General features: G+C 55.2%; 15 protein-coding genes and 1 tRNA gene. 8 read left to right on the top strand and 8 right to left on the bottom strand.

Annotated elements, in window-relative coordinates:
• The first annotated feature begins 95 nt into the window (after window positions 1–95).
• Window positions 96–914, top strand: coding sequence for a heparan-alpha-glucosaminide N-acetyltransferase (locus H8790_RS05125; RefSeq protein ID WP_187333854.1), 819 nt, complete (start codon window positions 96–98; stop codon window positions 912–914).
• 106 nt (window positions 915–1,020) lie between these two features.
• On the top strand, window positions 1,021–2,037 hold the full coding sequence (gene fliB / locus H8790_RS05120; RefSeq protein ID WP_187333853.1) for a flagellin lysine-N-methylase: 1,017 nt from the start codon (window positions 1,021–1,023) through the stop codon (window positions 2,035–2,037).
• Between the two features lie 31 nt (window positions 2,038–2,068).
• Here the strand turns inward: fliB and H8790_RS05115 are convergent, their stop codons facing one another.
• Complete coding sequence (locus H8790_RS05115) at window positions 2,069–2,623, bottom strand: DUF3795 domain-containing protein (RefSeq protein WP_187333852.1); 555 nt, start codon at window positions 2,621–2,623, stop codon at window positions 2,069–2,071.
• Window positions 2,624–2,898: 275 nt separating this feature from the next.
• Between H8790_RS05115 and proB the strand changes: the two genes are divergently transcribed.
• From proB to H8790_RS05090, 5 genes are all read left to right on the top strand, one after another.
• On the top strand, window positions 2,899–3,687 hold the full coding sequence (gene proB, locus H8790_RS05110; RefSeq protein ID WP_187333851.1) for a glutamate 5-kinase: 789 nt from the start codon (window positions 2,899–2,901) through the stop codon (window positions 3,685–3,687).
• An 11-nt stretch (window positions 3,688–3,698) separates the two neighbouring features.
• On the top strand, window positions 3,699–4,943 hold the full coding sequence (locus H8790_RS05105) for a glutamate-5-semialdehyde dehydrogenase (protein ID WP_187333850.1): 1,245 nt from the start codon (window positions 3,699–3,701) through the stop codon (window positions 4,941–4,943).
• Between the two features lie 59 nt (window positions 4,944–5,002).
• Window positions 5,003–5,809 carry a prepilin-type N-terminal cleavage/methylation domain-containing protein gene (locus H8790_RS14035; protein WP_187333849.1) on the top strand — a complete coding sequence of 269 codons (807 nt, stop codon included), beginning with the start codon at window positions 5,003–5,005 and terminating at the stop codon, window positions 5,807–5,809.
• Between the two features lie 59 nt (window positions 5,810–5,868).
• Window positions 5,869–5,945: transfer RNA gene (locus H8790_RS05095), tRNA-Pro, on the top strand.
• Between the two features lie 177 nt (window positions 5,946–6,122).
• The gene (locus H8790_RS05090) at window positions 6,123–6,524 is read left to right on the top strand and encodes a hypothetical protein (protein WP_187333848.1); all 402 of its coding nucleotides are present in this window, start codon (window positions 6,123–6,125) and stop codon (window positions 6,522–6,524) included.
• A 251-nt stretch (window positions 6,525–6,775) separates the two neighbouring features.
• Here the strand turns inward: H8790_RS05090 and H8790_RS05085 are convergent, their stop codons facing one another.
• From H8790_RS05085 to H8790_RS05075, 3 genes are all read right to left on the bottom strand, one after another.
• Window positions 6,776–8,326 carry a sensor domain-containing diguanylate cyclase gene (locus H8790_RS05085; protein WP_187333847.1) on the bottom strand — a complete coding sequence of 517 codons (1,551 nt, stop codon included), beginning with the start codon at window positions 8,324–8,326 and terminating at the stop codon, window positions 6,776–6,778.
• A gap of 352 nt (window positions 8,327–8,678) precedes the next feature.
• Window positions 8,679–9,245, bottom strand: coding sequence for an SOS response-associated peptidase (locus H8790_RS05080; protein ID WP_187333846.1), 567 nt, complete (start codon window positions 9,243–9,245; stop codon window positions 8,679–8,681).
• Window positions 9,229–9,792 (bottom strand): tocopherol cyclase family protein, encoded by a 564-nt coding sequence (locus tag H8790_RS05075; protein ID WP_187333845.1) that lies wholly within the window; start codon window positions 9,790–9,792, stop codon window positions 9,229–9,231. Before H8790_RS05075 ends, H8790_RS05080 begins: the two co-directional genes overlap by 17 nt.
• Before the next feature lie 410 nt (window positions 9,793–10,202).
• On the opposite strand from H8790_RS05075, the gene dinB reads away from it, so the two are divergent.
• On the top strand, window positions 10,203–11,447 hold the full coding sequence (gene dinB / locus H8790_RS05070) for a DNA polymerase IV (protein WP_187333844.1): 1,245 nt from the start codon (window positions 10,203–10,205) through the stop codon (window positions 11,445–11,447).
• A gap of 93 nt (window positions 11,448–11,540) precedes the next feature.
• Here the strand turns inward: dinB and H8790_RS05065 are convergent, their stop codons facing one another.
• From H8790_RS05065 to H8790_RS05050, 4 genes are all read right to left on the bottom strand, one after another.
• Entirely contained in the window at window positions 11,541–13,154 is a 1,614-nt protein-coding gene (locus tag H8790_RS05065) for an L-lactate permease (RefSeq protein ID WP_187333843.1), read from the bottom strand.
• Window positions 13,155–13,307: 153 nt separating this feature from the next.
• Window positions 13,308–14,594 (bottom strand): acetamidase/formamidase family protein, encoded by a 1,287-nt coding sequence (locus tag H8790_RS05060; RefSeq protein ID WP_187333842.1) that lies wholly within the window; start codon window positions 14,592–14,594, stop codon window positions 13,308–13,310.
• Between the two features lie 32 nt (window positions 14,595–14,626).
• Complete coding sequence (locus H8790_RS05055) at window positions 14,627–16,096, bottom strand: sodium/pantothenate symporter (RefSeq protein ID WP_187333841.1); 1,470 nt, start codon at window positions 16,094–16,096, stop codon at window positions 14,627–14,629.
• Window positions 16,096–16,362 (bottom strand): DUF997 family protein, encoded by a 267-nt coding sequence (locus H8790_RS05050; RefSeq protein WP_187333840.1) that lies wholly within the window; start codon window positions 16,360–16,362, stop codon window positions 16,096–16,098. Before H8790_RS05050 ends, H8790_RS05055 begins: the two co-directional genes overlap by 1 nt.
• Window positions 16,363–16,379: the final 17 nt, after the last annotated feature.

The raw sequence follows: 16,379 nt of genomic DNA, 5'->3' as shown, positions 1-16,379 counted from the left end.
TTAATCGACAGGGATTGACATGGAATGCACTTCATGTGATAGTTTTGAATAGTAGACTCAATAATCATCCCATTCCCGGAGAAAGAGGTGAACCAATGTACTCCTCCTTTTTGCGCCGTGTTCCCTGCGGCTTTGCGCAGCAGCCGGCGGGAGCAGCCTTGGCATACGGCTGCCAGAGCGCCACTGCAAAGCACGCAAACCGCCGGGGCTGGATTGACAGCATCCGGGGATTCACCCTGATGCAGATGATCGCCTATCATGCTCTTTGGGATCTGGTCCACCTGTATGGAGTGAAGATTTCCTGGTTTACCGGAGCTGGAGGGTTCCTCTGGCAGCAGAGCATCTGCTGGACCTTCATCCTGCTGTCCGGATTTTGCTGGTCCTATGGAAGCCGCCCTCTGCGGCGGGGACTCACCGTCTTCACAGCCGGTGCAATCGTCTCACTGACCACCGTCGTTGTGGCGCCGGACCAGGTCATTTTGTTCGGCGTGCTGACCCTGATCTCCTCCTGCATGCTCATCATGATCCCTCTGAACTGCCTGATGCGGAAGCTGCCTCCGGTCATAGGGCTCCTGCTCAGCGGAGCGCTCTTTCTCTTCACCCGGACCGTACCCTCCGGCCACATGGTCTTTGGCTTGATTACACTTCCGCCGGAGCTTTACTGCGGCCTGCTGAGCGCCTATCTGGGCTTCCCTCCCGCCTCCTTTTACTCCACGGACTATTTTCCCATGCTTCCCTGGATGTTCCTCTTTTTTATGGGCTACTTTTTCAGCCGCTGCATGCCAACCCCCAGCCTTTCCTCCGGCGCTTTCTCCGGGACGGCCACCCTGCGCTTTTTAGGCCGCAATTCCCTGCCTGTCTACCTTGCGCATCAGCCTGTCCTGTACGCCGCGTTCGCTTTGATCTGCGATTAAATGGCCGTCTTATGCGCCCCCCGGCTTTTTACCTGAGCATGGATTTTTATCTTTCCGTTTGCTGCTGTGGGCGGCCCTGCAGCCGGCATTCCAAGGAGAATGATGTATGATACGCTGTGTCCCGGATTATTACAATGACTTCCGCTGCCTGGCCGAGCGCTGCCCCCACAGCTGCTGCATTGGCTGGGAGGTGATGGTGGACGACGATACCGCCGCTTTCTACCAAAGCGTGCCGGGCGAACTGGGCCAGAGGCTGCGCCAGGCGCTGCAGCGGGATGAGGACGGCGCATACTGCTTTCCGCTCCAGGGCGGACGCTGTCCCTTTTTGGAGCGCAGCGGCCTCTGTGAGGTCTATCGCCGCCTGGGCGAAGCGCGGACCAGCTTCATCTGCCGCACCCATCCCCGGTTTTTTGACGACTACGGCTCCCGCCGCGAGGAGAGCCTCTGCGCCTCCTGCCCCGAGGTGGTCCGGCTGGTGCTTTCCCGTGACGCCCAGTTCACAGAATCGGATTGGGAAGGCCCCTCCGGTCAGACCCCCTCCCTGCTGAATCCGCTGCTGCGCTGCCGGGACAGGGCTCTTGCAATCCTCCGCCGGGAGGGCACTCCGCTTCGGGAAAAGTTGGGGGAGCTGCTCCTCTTTGCCAACGAGGTCCAGTCGCGGATTGACGAGGGCGAGGAAGCGTCTCTCCCGCAATTCGCTGAGGAGTGGACGGCTCCGGACCTGCCCATCCCGGATGAAAGACACCGCGCCGAAGTCTGGCCCCATGTGCTGGAGCTGCTGCAAAGCTTAGAGTGCCTGGGCAGTGACTGGAGCAGCCTGCTCCAAACAGGGAGGAACAGCGGCGGTGTACCCCTCTATCACGCACCGGAGCTGTGGGGACAGCGGACCGCCGTCTATTTTCTGTTCCGGTACTGGCTGCACAGCGTCTGGGACGGCGATGTCCTCTCCCGGGCGGAACTGTGCGTGCTGGCCACGGCGGTGACCGGTTCTCTCAGCGCGCCCTATCCCGACTGCCTGCGGATGTTCTGCCGGGAGATCGAGCACTGCGACGAAAACCTGGAAGCCCTGCAGGAGGCGTTCTGCCATCGCTTCCGCCTCATAGACCTGCTGGGCCTCATGTAAAGGAACGTAAAAAAAGAGCTGAGAGTTATACTCAGCTCTTTTTCTTTTTGCGCAGCTTAAGATCGATGTTCCGCTTCCGGGCAGCATCCTGGAGCAAGGAGGCCGCATGAGCCGCCTTTTCCCGGATCGGCATTTCCCTCTGGCCAGGCATGACCCGGAGTTCCTCCGCAATCGCCCGCACATCCTCCAGCTCCAGCAAGTTGACCGCGGTGCAAAACAGCGTCTTTCGCCTTCCGTCGTTATAACGCGACAAAAGCTCCTGCAAAGCCGCCGCCTTCTCCCTCTGCTGGGCGCAATATGCTTCCATACCCATCTCCGACGCCTGCTCCATATTCCGCCTGCGGTTTCTGTGGGTGATGAACGAGTCAAACTGGTCGATACCCTCATACCTTTCACAGGGAAACGAACCGCACTCAAAGCAGTATTCCACGCCGCCGCGGGCCAGGGTGCACCTTGCAATGGCACAGGGCTGGTTTCCTTCCCCGCCGCCGCAGCCTGGACAGTAGCCTCCCAACTGCATGGGACAGAGTCCGCAGTTGAGCCCGCAGAGCGAAAAGAGCAGGTTATCCCTCCGGAATCCTTTCACAACGCCTCTCCCCTTTCATGAAATCTCAGCGCGTCCCGCCTATCATCCGAGACAAAGCCCATAGAGTTTGCCGCAAACATCATATCAGATCGCGGCGCGGATCGCAATGCGGATCGCCGCTTCTGCCGCCATAGCCGCCGCAGCGAATGGGCATAGCGCTTTCCCGTTAAAATCTGCAAAGTCCTTTCCAATGCAATTGACTGTCTTTTCCAAGTTTGCTATACTGAATTATTCAGTGCGGATGGCCCACATCCGTGCAGAGGGAGCGTGTAGTTATGAGCCAAATCAGTGAAGCAAAGAGAATCGTCATCAAAATCGGCACCAGCACCCTGGCCTATGCCACGGGGCGGATCAACATCCGCCGGTTTGAGCTGTTGTGCAAGGTGCTCTCCGACCTGAAAAACTCCGGCCGCGAGATCGTTCTGGTCTCTTCCGGCGCCGTGGGAGTCGGAGTGGCCAAACTGGGCCTTCCGGAACGGCCCAAAGACATACCGGGAAAGCAGGCCACTGCCGCTGTGGGACAGTGCGAGCTGATGTATCTTTACGATAAGCTGTTCCTGGAAAAAAATCACAAGGTGGCCCAGATCCTCCTGACCCGGGACGGGTTTGAACAGCCCCAGCGCCGGCAGAACATGAAAAACACCTTTGACCGCCTGCTCAGCCTGGGCGCCATCCCCATTGTCAATGAAAACGACACGGTGGCCACGGAGGAGCTGGAATTCGGCGACAACGACACCCTCTCCTCCATGGTGGCCGCCCTGACTGAGGCCGACGCCTTGATCATCCTCTCCGACATCGACGGGCTCTATGACTCCGATCCCCATAAAAACCCCGATGCCAAGCTGATCCCCGTGGTGGATCAGATCGACTCCCATATCGAGGAAATCGCCGGCGGTTCCGTCTCCGGACTCGGCACCGGCGGGATGAGCACCAAAATCCAGGCCGCGAAAATCGCCGGGAAGGCCGGCGTCACCATGGCCATCATCAATGGCTCAGACCCCAACCTCCTCTATGATCTGTTAGATGGGAAAACGGTGGGGACTGTGTTTACGGCAGGAAAGTGAGGGATTACGGAATGGATCATCTGCATGAACTGGCGGGCCGCGTGAAAGCGGCTGCAAAAGAACTGGCCCTTTACAGCACGGAGACAAAAAACCGGGGCCTTGCCTCCATTGCCGACGCGCTGGAAGCCCGCAGGGCGGAAATCCTTGCCGCCAACGCCCAGGATGTGGCGGAGGCGGAGCAAAACGGCGTCCGCCCCACCATGGTGGACCGGCTGACGCTGACGGACGAGCGCATCGATTCCATGGCAAAGGGCGTTCGTGACGTGATGGCGCTGCCGGACCCCGTGGGCGAGGTGATGGAAACGGTGCACCGTCCCAACGGCCTGGAAATTCAAAAGGTGCGGGTTCCCCTGGGCGTAATCGGCATCATCTATGAGGCACGTCCCAATGTCACCGTGGATTCCGCGGCGCTCTGCCTCAAATCCGGCAACGCCGCCTTTCTCCGGGGCGGCAAGGAGGCATTCCGCTCCAATATGACGCTGATGTCCATCCTGCGCGATGCCCTGGCTCAGGCGGGCCTGAATTCGGACTGCATGCTGCTGCTGGACGACACCTCCCACGAGATGGCCCGGGAGATGATGCAGCTGCGGGGCTATATCGACGTCTTAATTCCCAGAGGCGGTGCGGGGCTGATCCGCAGCGTGTTGGACAACGCCTCTTTGCCGGTCATTGAAACCGGCACCGGAAACTGCCACCTCTATGTGGATCAAAGCGCCGACCTTGCCATGGCGGTGGAGCTGCTGTTCAACGGCAAGTGCTCCCGTCCGTCGGTCTGCAACGCCCTGGAAACCGTTCTCGTGCATCAGGACGCAGCCCCGGCCTTCCTGCCTGCCGCAAAGGCCAGGCTGGACGAGGCCAGCGTGGAGTGGCGTGGCTGCCCGCGCACCTGTGCCCTGTTGCCCGGCATCCAGCCCGCCGCAGAGCAGGATTACATCGATGAATTCAACGACTACATACTGGCATCCCGGGTGGTGGACAGCTTGGACGAGGCGCTGGAGCACATTGCAAAATACTCCACCCACCACAGCGAATGCATCGTCACACAGGACCCCGAATCCGCCAGACGCTTCAGTGCTGAAGTGGACGCGGCGGCTGTCTACGTCAACGCCTCCACCCGGTTTACCGACGGCGGTGAGTTCGGCTTGGGCGCGGAAATCGGCATTTCCACCCAAAAAATGCATGCCCGGGGGCCCATGGGCCTGCGGGAACTGACGTCTTATAAGTATTTGATTCACGGAGACGGGCAGATTCGATAAATATCCTTTGACATGCTGCAAAATATGGAATAATATGTTACTGAAAGGAAGGTGCAGCAATGAAAAAGGGATTTACTTTGATGGAGATGCTGATTGTTGTAGCGATCATTGCTGTACTGGCGGCGATTGCGGTTCCGACGTTTGCCCACCGCATGGACACTACCCGTGAGGTAGTCTGTTCGGCCAACCGCAGGACACTGCGCCAGGAGGTCACCTTATCCCGGTTTCAGAACAGCGCAGTGTCTCTAAAGGAGCTTAATCAAATGGTCGCGGATCGCGGCGTCACCTGCCCCGGCGGAGGCTCCTATTCCGTGGAGCAGACGGGCGATGCCTGTCTGGTGGTCTGCTCCAAGCATACCAAAAAGGTGGACGGCAGCTTGCTGGTGGATCAGTTTGCCAAGGGCTTGCAGGCTGTGTTGGACGCCAACAGCGAGATGAACAGCAAATGGACGGACTCCACCAGCAATACACGGGTGGATTCCGGCGGAAGAAATTGGGCTCCCACTGTGACCGGAGCGATGGATCGATATCCCGATCTGGCCATCCAGTCCTGGGTGATTTTAAATAATAAGACAGGCTCCTCCCCTGCCGGAGTGGAATACGTCTGGTCCACCTACGACGTCAGCACCGGGGCATATAAGCAGGTTCCGGCGATCTCCTACTCAGTCGATACGGGAAAATACTCTGTGGCGATGAGCAATGTGGCGCTGTACAGCAGTACGGACGCCTCTGACGGCAGCCTGTATTCCTATTATGTCTTTGCGAACAATGCCCAGAACAGTGGGTTCAATCATACCGGGGATAAGAATTTGACTTATGAAGAGGCCCTGTCACTCTACAACCAACTGAGTCCGGTAAAAAAATAGGACACAGCAAAAAATACCCTTGCAAAGCGCTGCCGGGTGTGGTAATATTACCTTTGCATCCGGGTGTGGCGAAGTTTGGTATCGCGCTTGAATGGGGTTCAAGAGGCCGCTGGTTCGAATCCAGTCACTCGGACCATTGAAAAGACCGTCGACGAAAGTCGGCGGTCTTTTGCTTTGCCTACATTTATATGGGATTACAAATCGGCAAATAAGGTAAAGTCCTATAACTTCACGCGAAAGCAAAATTATGTGACAGGGTTAATATTATCTGGTATAATTTGTTTAATAAAGTCGTTTTAAGGAGGTTACACAAATGGAAGAAACTTTGAAATGGATATTACCAATTTTTATTCCGCTTATTATTAGTCTTTCAACAGCAATTATATCATCAAGAAATACTATAAAGAAAACCAAAGAGGAAACCGCAAAAGAAATTGTATCGATAAGAGAAGAAACCGCAAAAGAAATTGCAAGAGTTAATGCCGAGACATTAAAGGAACTGGAAATAATAAAAGCACAGACTGAGAAAGAAATTGCACTTTTCAGACTTCAGCAGGAGGCAAAAAAAGAAACCGCTAAGGACGAAGTGGTTAATCAGATTGGAAGCCAATTTTTGACAACACTTTTAACGTCGTCGGTCCAGGGAAAGAATCCATCAGAAATGATAGAAAGCTTAAAGGAACTTCAGCATCTTGCAGATGAGTTGAAAAAGTGAATACAGCTTGCCGATTGCATCGAAACCAATGATATGACTGGATTTCTCCAAGTCCTATAATTGCACTCCGACCATTAAAAGACCGTCGACGAAAGTCGGCGGTCTTTTGCTATATCTGTGTCTATCGACATTTTATTCAAGAACCTATCATTGGCAGACTGGGATCCATCCTGTCATTTCCTAAGAAAAAAGCAGCGGCTTTGTTTAGCCGCCACTTTGCAATTTGGGATAGTCGTGTGCCGGTTGATTTTTTAATGGGGCATATTCTCAAACGACATTCCCTCTGAATACACATAATATTTGTTTTTTCCATTATTCTTTGAGAAGTACAGTGCTGTGTCTGCGTGACGATAAAGTGTATTGAAATCCGTTTCACCATTTTGGGCAATGGCTATCCCAGCACTACAGGTCAAGGGAATGGTCAGATTATTTTCTATCGTCAGGTCGGTCACATGGGACAAGAAGTCCTCAATCCTATCCATGAGCCAGGAAGTCTTTGAGACATCTTTTATGAAAACGGCAAATTCGTCTCCGCCAAAACGGCTTAACAGATCTGTTTGCCGAAAGCGGCTTCTCATTATTTCGGCAACATTGAGAATCGCTTTATCTCCAACAGTATGGCCAAAATGATCGTTGATCGATTTGAAGTTATCAATATCTATCAGAATCAATGCCACTGTTTTGCCGTCCTTGCCATTAATGCAGCTTTCCATTTGATCTTTGGCAGCTGACTTATTCAGTAACCCTGTGTTTCCGTCATGCGTTGATTCATACTTCAATTGTTCATTGATTACTTCCAATTTTTTAAGCTGTTGAATTTCTATATACTGTTCGCTGATATCCGTACACATGCAGTAGCACATGATATGCCCGTTATCCTGGTTTTTATAAAAAATAACATTCATACGAACATACATATTGGTAGAACCAATATAAATGTCATATGGAGCGGAACCTATTCCTTCATAAAATATCTTCATTGCCTCTTCGTGCTGAAAGCAGCGGGCGGCATTTGGAGTAATCATCTCAACCCGATTGGCCTCAATGAAAGCACGCCCCTCCTCATCGTAAGGTGCAGGAACACTGAACCCCAGGGCAGCAAGAAGGCTGCTTCCGTCCGGCGCAAGAATATCTTCAATGATTAGCCCATCTGTCAAGTCGGAATGCACAGTAAACAAGGCATTATTCCCCATGACATCAAAAAATGCTTTTCTTTCTGTGGAAAGCTGATCTTTTAGGTCCCTGCTTTTTTCCTGCAATGAAGACGCAAGTCCTCTCAACTCAGTATATTTTGCTCCTGATATTGCATAAGAAATAATCTTTGCCATAACCCGAAGAAGTTCTATTTGCTCGCTTGCCAGTTCTTTGGGTGCATCATAAAAATCAAGACCAATAAATCCTGCAAAATCGCCATATTCAAATAGCGCAACGAGAATTGCTGTTTTTATATTCCGCTTTAAAAGCAGTCTCTTTAGCGGACCATCCTCCATCTTTGAAAAATCCGATCTATACCAGACACTATTTTCTTTGAATAGTTCAGATACCGGGTAACCTAAAATATCCTTGAACCTTACATTTTGAGAATCATCTTTCTGTGGAGCGACCCCCCCAGCACACCATTCGAAGGTGTTCCTGCTGCCAAGATGATCAATGTTATCCTCAAAAATGTATGCACGGTCAGCTCTGAAATGCTTGCCTATCATTTCAAGAACAGTATGAATTGCAGAAACAGCGTCGTTCTGCTCAAAGATCACATCAAGGGCGTTTTTTATGATACTTTCGTTTATTGTTCTTTTTTTCATTTTCTATCTTCCATTTTGCATAAAATTATATTATCTCGGTTAATTTTAATTTGCTTCTGTGTTATTATAACAAATATAATTGTTCCATTCAATAAAAAGTGACAGATACAAGACCTCTCGCCAACACGTATTGCGCGGTGCATCAAAAGGCCTTAGGTGGTTTTACTTCAATGAAAAAAGAACAGGCACACTTCACACTATAACTGCATTCTAACCAAAGGTGAGTCCATATAGGGCTCACCTATTTTTTATCTTATCACCCGAACTCACTTAACTGCAGAAAGCCGTCTTTGATCACTCAGAAGGAAGTGCCATTTGAAGCTTCTGATCGGCTGGGCAGCGTCCATCCGGCCTACTCCTCCCGGTATTCCAACAGCGGCTGAACCCGGTGAAGGATCTCTGTGGCGGACATAATCTCTTTTGCCCAAGGCCCGGCCTCCTCCCGCCGCAGGATCACCGGCATCCGATCGTGGATGCCCTCCATCGACGCATTGGCCGCCGTGGTCAGGATCACGCACTTGCGCTCCCCTGCAAACTCGTTCCACAATCCGGCCAGATAGAGGGCACGCTCTCCCGGCAGGTTGAAGCGGTACTTCCGCTTCTTTCCCCCCGCTCCCGGCCCCCATTCATAAAACCCGGTGGTAGGGATCACGCACCGCCGCTCCAGCACCGACTTTCGAAACATGGGTCGGTCAAGCGCCGTCTCGCTGCGGGCATTGATGATCGAGCCGCTCTTCCCCTGAAACCGCGGAAACCCCCAGCTCATCACCTCGGGCGCCAGCTCTTCTCCCGCCTCCATTAAGACAGGCACTGCATTGGTGGGGAAAATCTCTCCCACCTTAATTTTGTCCTGCACCTGCTGCACAATCTTTGCAATCTCAAGGCTCTCTTCCGGGGCAAGGCTATATCGTCCGCACATGCGATTCCTCCCACTCTGATTCAAAGCTGGCCTGGTCGCTGGCCATTGAGAAGAGCAGTTCGCTCCCTCTTCGCAATTGATAATGAACCCGGCAGGTGAGGCTCTCCCGAATGATCCGCTCCATATTTCCCCGAGTCGGCGCCTGCAAGTCCAGGGCATCCCCCTGTTCCAGCGTCACCTGCATAGACAGCTCTCCCTGGCGTATGACGGCCCCTCTGCTGTCCACGTGCTCCAGACGCACCCCAAGGTACGTGGCAAAGCGATACACGTTCCCCTTGAAATATACCGCTCCTATGCAGCCGGTAAAGCGGGACGGGCCAAACGGGATGTCCGCAATGGACAGCATCACGCTGTTTCCATCCCAGCCGCAGTGGGTCCAGAGATACTGCCTGGGAAACGACCTGCCCCGATCTCCCTCGATATACCCCTGGCCCTCTGCAAAATCCAGCCGGTCCGCTCCCCAGGAAAGCTGCCCGGTCACCCGGTGCGCCATGCTGACCAAGCTGTGCCGGCACTGCATAAACGGCACAAACCGGAACGGGCCCATGATATCCCACCTGGGCTGCGCCAGGTTCTCATACCGCAGTTCCCCCTTCAGCGGGAGACCGGCCGCTGTACAATCCAGTTTACAGCCATCCAACCCAAAATGGCAACCCCCACATTGAACGGAAAATGGCTGCCGCCGCACCCGGAACGCGGAGGCGGGAACAGGGACGCTGACCGCCCTTTGCGGCGTGATGATTTGAAGCGATGCCGACTCCTCCCCACCCCGGCCGCAAAAATGCGCGGGAATAAAGGCCACCGCACTCCCCCCGCACTGCTGCTGTTTAAAATACCATCCCTCAAATTCTCCCTGACGCAAGACCAGTTCCTCCCTGTTTTCCCAGCACTTACTCGTAGATCGTCTCCCATTCTTACCATACAATATTGATAGAACATTTGTTTGGTGGTGAGGACGTGCAGCGGGTCATCCTGCATTCAGATATGAATAATTTCTACGCCAGTGTGGAGTGCCTGTATGATCCGTCCCTGCGCAGCAGGCCCGTGGTGGTCTCAGGCGACGCGGAGCTGCGGCACGGGATTGTCCTGGCGAAGAATTACCTTGCCAAAAGATTTGGCATCCGAACCGGCGAAGCGCTTTGGCAGGCCCGGCAAAAATGCCCTGAGGCCGTCTTTGTCCCCGCCCACTATGACCGCTACCTCCACTATTCTGCCCTGGCGCGGGAGATCTATGTCTCCTATACGGATCAGGTGGAGCCTTTCGGCCTGGACGAGTGCTGGCTGGACGTATCTGGAAGCGCCTCGTTGTTTGGCAGCGGGAAACAGATCGCGGACGACCTCCGCTCCCGCATCCGCCGGGAGCTGGGGCTGACCGTCTCCGTCGGGGTCAGCTTCAACAAGGTCTTTGCCAAGTTGGGCAGCGACCTCAAAAAGCCCGACGCCACAACAGTCATCGATCGGACTGATTATCAGAAAAAAGTGTGGGAGCTCCCCGTCGGTGATCTCCTCTATGTCGGGCCCGCAACCGCAAAAAAGCTGGCGCGATACGGCATCCACACCATCGGCCAGCTGGCACGCACTCCGTTGGAGCTCCTTCAGGTGGCCTTTGGAAAAGTGGGCGTCATGCTTTGGCGCTTTGCCAACGGCCAGGACCAGTCCAGCGTCTCCCCCTACTATTCCGTGCCGCCCATCAAGACCATCGGCAACAGCACCACAGCGCCACGCGACCTGGTCACGGACGATGACGTGAAGATCACCCTCTACGCTCTGGGAGAGAGCGTGGCGGCCCGCCTCCGGTCGCAGAGGAGCGTCTGCGCCACGGTACAGCTTGGCGTCCGGGACAACGCCCTTTTCTTTTATGAGCGGCAGTCAAAGCTGGCGCGGCCCACAAACAGCTGCACGGACATCGTACAGGAAGCGCTGCGCCTTTACGGGCGGAACCGCCCGGAGCGTCCAGTACGCAGCCTTTCCCTCAGGGCCTGCGACCTGGAGCTGGAGGATGAGGCGCCCCAGCTCTCCCTCTTCCCCGAAGACAGCCGGTCCCAGCATCACATGGAGCTGGAACGGACCATAGACCGCATCCGCACAAAATACGGCTACAACAGCATCCGCCGGGGCATTATGCTGATCGACCCTGCGCTGGACCTGGACGCCCAGAGGGATCACATCATCCACCCGATTGGGTTTCTGGGGACATTGTGAGCGCGGCGGCCGGAGGCGCATAGGGTTTCCCCCGAACCTGAAGGCGAAAACGCCCGGAAGGTAAATACCTTCCGGACGTGTGCACCACTTATCCTACAGAGTGCCAAATGGGAATCCGCATTTTCCGAAAACAAGAATCAGCAGCCCGTCGATCAACGCCATGGCCAACGCCACCGGGAGCACCTTCCGGATGATCTTCCCCTCCTGTCCGGAAAGCCCCGTGGTGGAGGTGCCCAGGATGACATTCCCCGGGGCAAAGGCAGTGCCGATCACCCCGCCAGCCGTCTGAGCCCCCATGAGCAGGGATGCGTTCAGTCCAATGAACTCGGCCATCTGCGTCTGAAAGCTGCCGAAGAGGATGTTGGAAGACATGTTGCTGCTTGTCACAAAGCTTCCCACCATTCCAACCAGCGGCGCCACAAAAAGATAGGCAGAGCCCAGGATCTGCGCGATTCCGCGGGAGAGCACATAGATCTGCCCGCTGGAACTCATGATCCTTGACAGGACAAGCAGGGAGAGAATGGCAACTGAGGACGAGGCGGCCTTCTGAACGGTACGTTTCCAGATCAGTCCCAGGCTCTTTCCCGTGATTACGCCGATTTTTCCATAGTAGAGGCACCCGATGACCACCGAGAACATGAGGAACGTGCCCGCGAAAGTCAGCGGCGTCAGGGGGGAGAAGCAAGCCTCCGCCGGCGTCTCATACCCGTATCCTGTGATGCTTGCCGGGAAGGGGAAGCCAACCCGCCACTGCTTCAGCAGCTGGTTGAGGGGTGGAATGAGCAGGCAGGCGATGGCCAGCACCGTCAAAACGATATAGGGAAACAGGGCCTGAAGAAAGGAGATGGTTTTTCCATCCGTGCTCTGTTCAGGCGCGGAGGTCATAATGCCGCTCTCCAGCTCCCACTTGCGATGATATTTCGGCGTCCTGCAGGCTGCTGCCGCCACAAGCATTGAGATGCAGGCCGGAAGGAAGCAGGAAATGGTGGAATTGATCTGGGAAAAGAGGAGCTGGCCGCCGCCCTGGATCACACTGATCAGAAGGATCACGGGAAAGCCCTCTTTCACAGCGGCCCATTTCCCATAGAACCAGGCCAGCAGCACCCCTGCCGCAAAATTGTACAGCCAGATCAAAATACATGCAATCAAAGCGGCCATAGCCGCAGTGTCCTCTGACACATTTACCTGGGTCAGCAGCGCCTGCCAGGCAATCGCCAGCGTGCCGAACGTCCCGCCCCAGGAATGGCACAGAAGGACAATGACAACAGACCACAGCGGAGCAACGCCTATGCTGACCAGCAGCGGGGCCCCAACCGCCACCGCAACGCCAAAGCCGGTGATCCCCTGCAAAAAGCTTGGAAAGATCCAGCCCAGGAGCACAATCTGCATCAGCTTGTGGGCGGTAAAGCGGTCCAGGCTCCTGCGCAGCACCTGAAACGCCTGGACCTGGGTGGAGAGTTCATAGAGCAGCAACGCAGGCCATACCACCAAGAGGATGCTGACAGCGCTCCATATGCCTTTGCCGCTTTCGACCGCAACAGCCGGAAGGTTCATCCGGAAAAAAACGACCGCCGATACGATCGTAATACACAGGGTAACCGGAGCAGCCTTGGAGGCCGGCCAATTGCGTGCCACCATGACGCCAATCAGAAAGACGATTGGGAAGGCCGATAGAATCCATAATGGAATTGATAAAGAAATTGTCATTGTACGCTGCTCCTGTGTCAGATTTTGTGCAAGGCTCATCGGTTTCAAAAAATAAGGGGCTGATTAAAAAGATATCTACTTCTTAATCAGCCCCATGGGTCGCGTCAGGTTCCTGAGATCGCGGTATCCCGAATCAAAAGATCGAACGACCGGTTACTGTTTATTATACTGCGCCAATACCAATTTGAGGAGTCCCATTTTTTCCAGCGTCTTCTCCTCCAACATCATGGTGAGATAGACCAGCCCGCTGGTTCTTCCGATGCCGATTTCGCCGCCGACCGTGGCGCGGTTCATCAGCTCTCCCCGGGGAAGGCCCGTGAGCTTTTGGGCGCGGTCAAACGCATTTTCCATGCCCTCATTCATATTTGACCCGGAGCCTATAAACTGGATGGGGTAATTGCGGACCGGCAGGCGCTTCCCATACCGGGCAAGCAGCTTGTCCGCCCGGTCATACTCCTCATCGGAGAATGGGACAAACCGGCTGTCCAGCTCGGAAACGGAGGGGATCAAGATGGGTCCTTCGATGTTCAGGTGCTTGATCAGCGCCACGCGGACGCTCACCCGGGCAGAGATGTCCAGCGTATGGCCGGCAATCTCGCCGTCGCCCTGGGTCAGGTGCACATCCCCAACGTATACGCCCGCACCCGGCACAAGCACCGGGCTGATGACGACGCATCCCTCCCCCACGGACTTGATGTCCATGTGGGCATCGGTGATCTGCTCCTTGCCCACAGGCGCGAAGAGATCAGTATTCCCGACGGAGAGGTAGCAGTCCCCCGCGTTTTTGGAGGCAGGGATCCGGCCCGACGGCGAGCAGCCGATATTCCCCACCATCGGGCGGGAACGGACCACCAGGCCGGAAAAATCAGCCCGTCCAAGGATCGTGGCCAGATGCTGCTTTGCGCCCTTCGGCAGATAGAGCTTCCCCTCCAGGGTATCCTGCGCGATCTGTTGGGCCGTTTCCCCGTCCACCACCACTGCCAGCCCGCTCTCATGGTCGCAGACAACCGTGTATCCGTTCTCAAAGGTCTGGGGCAGGATGGGGCTGCCGCATTTTTTGCAGCGGACGGCCTCCTCTCCCGTGCCTCTCAGCTCCGTCTCCGGATTGTTGATGTGGCAGAAGGGACAGATTGCCTTGACGGATGGGTCCTTGTCGAAAAAGCCCGGGTTTACGCGTCCGGTGCCGGAGGAGGTCGCGGAAGAAAGCACTTCGACCTGTTCGATCGTAAGGGCCACCGCGTCGCCGGGCTCGGCGTCCTTGACCCAGACCGGTCCCGTGATCTCATGGCCGCCCGAAACGCTGGGCGTGATCATGGGGCCCCAGCAGCCAGGAGCTGTTTCGACAACAAGCAGGTCTCCATCGGAGACACAGACCTCTTTTCCAACGCCTTCGCCGATGATGCTTGTAATCCGGTCGGTGGTACAAATGTGATTTGCCATAGAGTCCCCCTCTCTGACGGTGATCGGCAATTTTATCTGAAAATTGCCTCCACCAATTCAGGATTGGTCACCTTCGTGCTCTTGCTGACCACGACGATGACGATTGCGGAAACCAGCATACCCCAAATCAGGGGGTTAAAGCCCAGCAGGTTGGTGGTGATCGGCAGCGCATAGAGGCCGATCAGGGTGAGGAAGCCGGAAATCATACCGGCAGTGGCCGCGGCGGAGGTTGTCCTCTTCCAGAAGAAACCAAAGATAATGGGCATGGTGAAGGATGCCGCGTAGCCGTTGACGGCGAACATGACGATATCCTGCAGGAAGGCAGGCGGATTGAGGGACAGGACCATGACGACCATGGCGATGACCAGCGTAACGATGTAGGTGGTGGCCTTCAGGCTCTTGTCACTGAGGGTCTTGGTGGAGCTGCGCTGATAGATGTCCTTGATGATGGCGCTGGACACGGTGAGGATGAGCCCTGAGACGGTGGACATCACCGCGGCAAAGGGCGCGCACATCAAAATACCGGCCAAGTACTTACCGCAGTATGTGAGGACGATGGTCGGGAAAATCTGATCCGGCACTTCCAGGGAGGGGATCAGGGCACGGGCGGCCTGGGCGCTGAAAAACAGGGAGAAGAACCACACCATGCAGATGATGCTGATGAGGGCGCCGGCACGCTTGAGGGACTTTGTATCTTTCACAGTGAAGATTCTCGTCACCACATGGGGCTGCGCCATCACGGCCACGCCCAAGGTAAAGAAGGTGGAGAAGCCTGTTGCCAAAGGCAGGTAGTTGTTGGGTCCCGGAGGTGTCAGCAGGGCCGGATCCAAAGCCATCTGGGCAGAGGTAATGGCCGAAATACCGCCGGCCTTGCTGATCATGATGCCGCAGATCAGGACCGAACCGCCCAGCATGATGATGCCCTGTACCAGCGCGTTGTACGCAACGCCGCGGATGCCCCCGACGACGGTGTAGATTGCGGTTACCACTGCAAAGAGGAGGATCGCCATGGTGTAGTCAAACCCGAAGAAGGTCTCGATGATCCGGGCGGCGGCGGTATACTGGGAGACCATGTACGCAACGCCGAACACAATGATGGAGCAGGCGGCGATGATTCCCATCCACCGGCTGCCAAACCGCTCTGCAAAGAGGTCGGGCAGCGTCACGCAGCCGTTGTCGGAGGCAAAGCGGGAAATGCGTCTGCCGATCATCAGCATGCCGCAAATACCCAGGATTGCTGCGCCGGCCTGCCAAAGGATGGTGCACCAGCCATAGGAATAGTACACAGACGGCGTGCCGATGAACGTACCGCCGCTGGTCCAGGAGGTGGCCCAGAGGAACGCAACCACCCAGGGGCCAAAGGATCGGCCGGCAACATAGTATTCGTTCTGGAAGTTCTTGCTGTTTTTCCGTTTATAGTACGCATAGACGGAAATTAAAATCAGTACTGCAAAATAGGCAAAGAACAATATCTTTGTAATCGGAGCAACTTCGATCTTCATTATTCCACATCCCCTTTCATGACCTTAAAGCCATAGATGGCAGTAAGGATCACCATTAAGATCCATGGAATGAACACGCCAAAGACCGCCCATGCGGGGAACCCAGCGATGAATGCCACCTCGCCGCCCTGGCTGTAGCCAAGGATCCAGCAGATGAGGCAGCTCAGCAGAATGTAGACGCTTGCGGCAATTGCACAGAACTTGAACTCCTTGAAACACAATGCGTAAAATCCCGGCTTCTGCTTGTTTTTGTTTTCCTTTTCCATAAGATACACCCTCCCTT

This window comes from Oscillibacter hominis (genome assembly GCF_014334055.1).
Classification (GTDB): domain Bacteria; phylum Bacillota; class Clostridia; order Oscillospirales; family Oscillospiraceae; genus Oscillibacter; species Oscillibacter hominis.
This window is presented reverse-complemented; position numbering and strand designations above follow the sequence as displayed.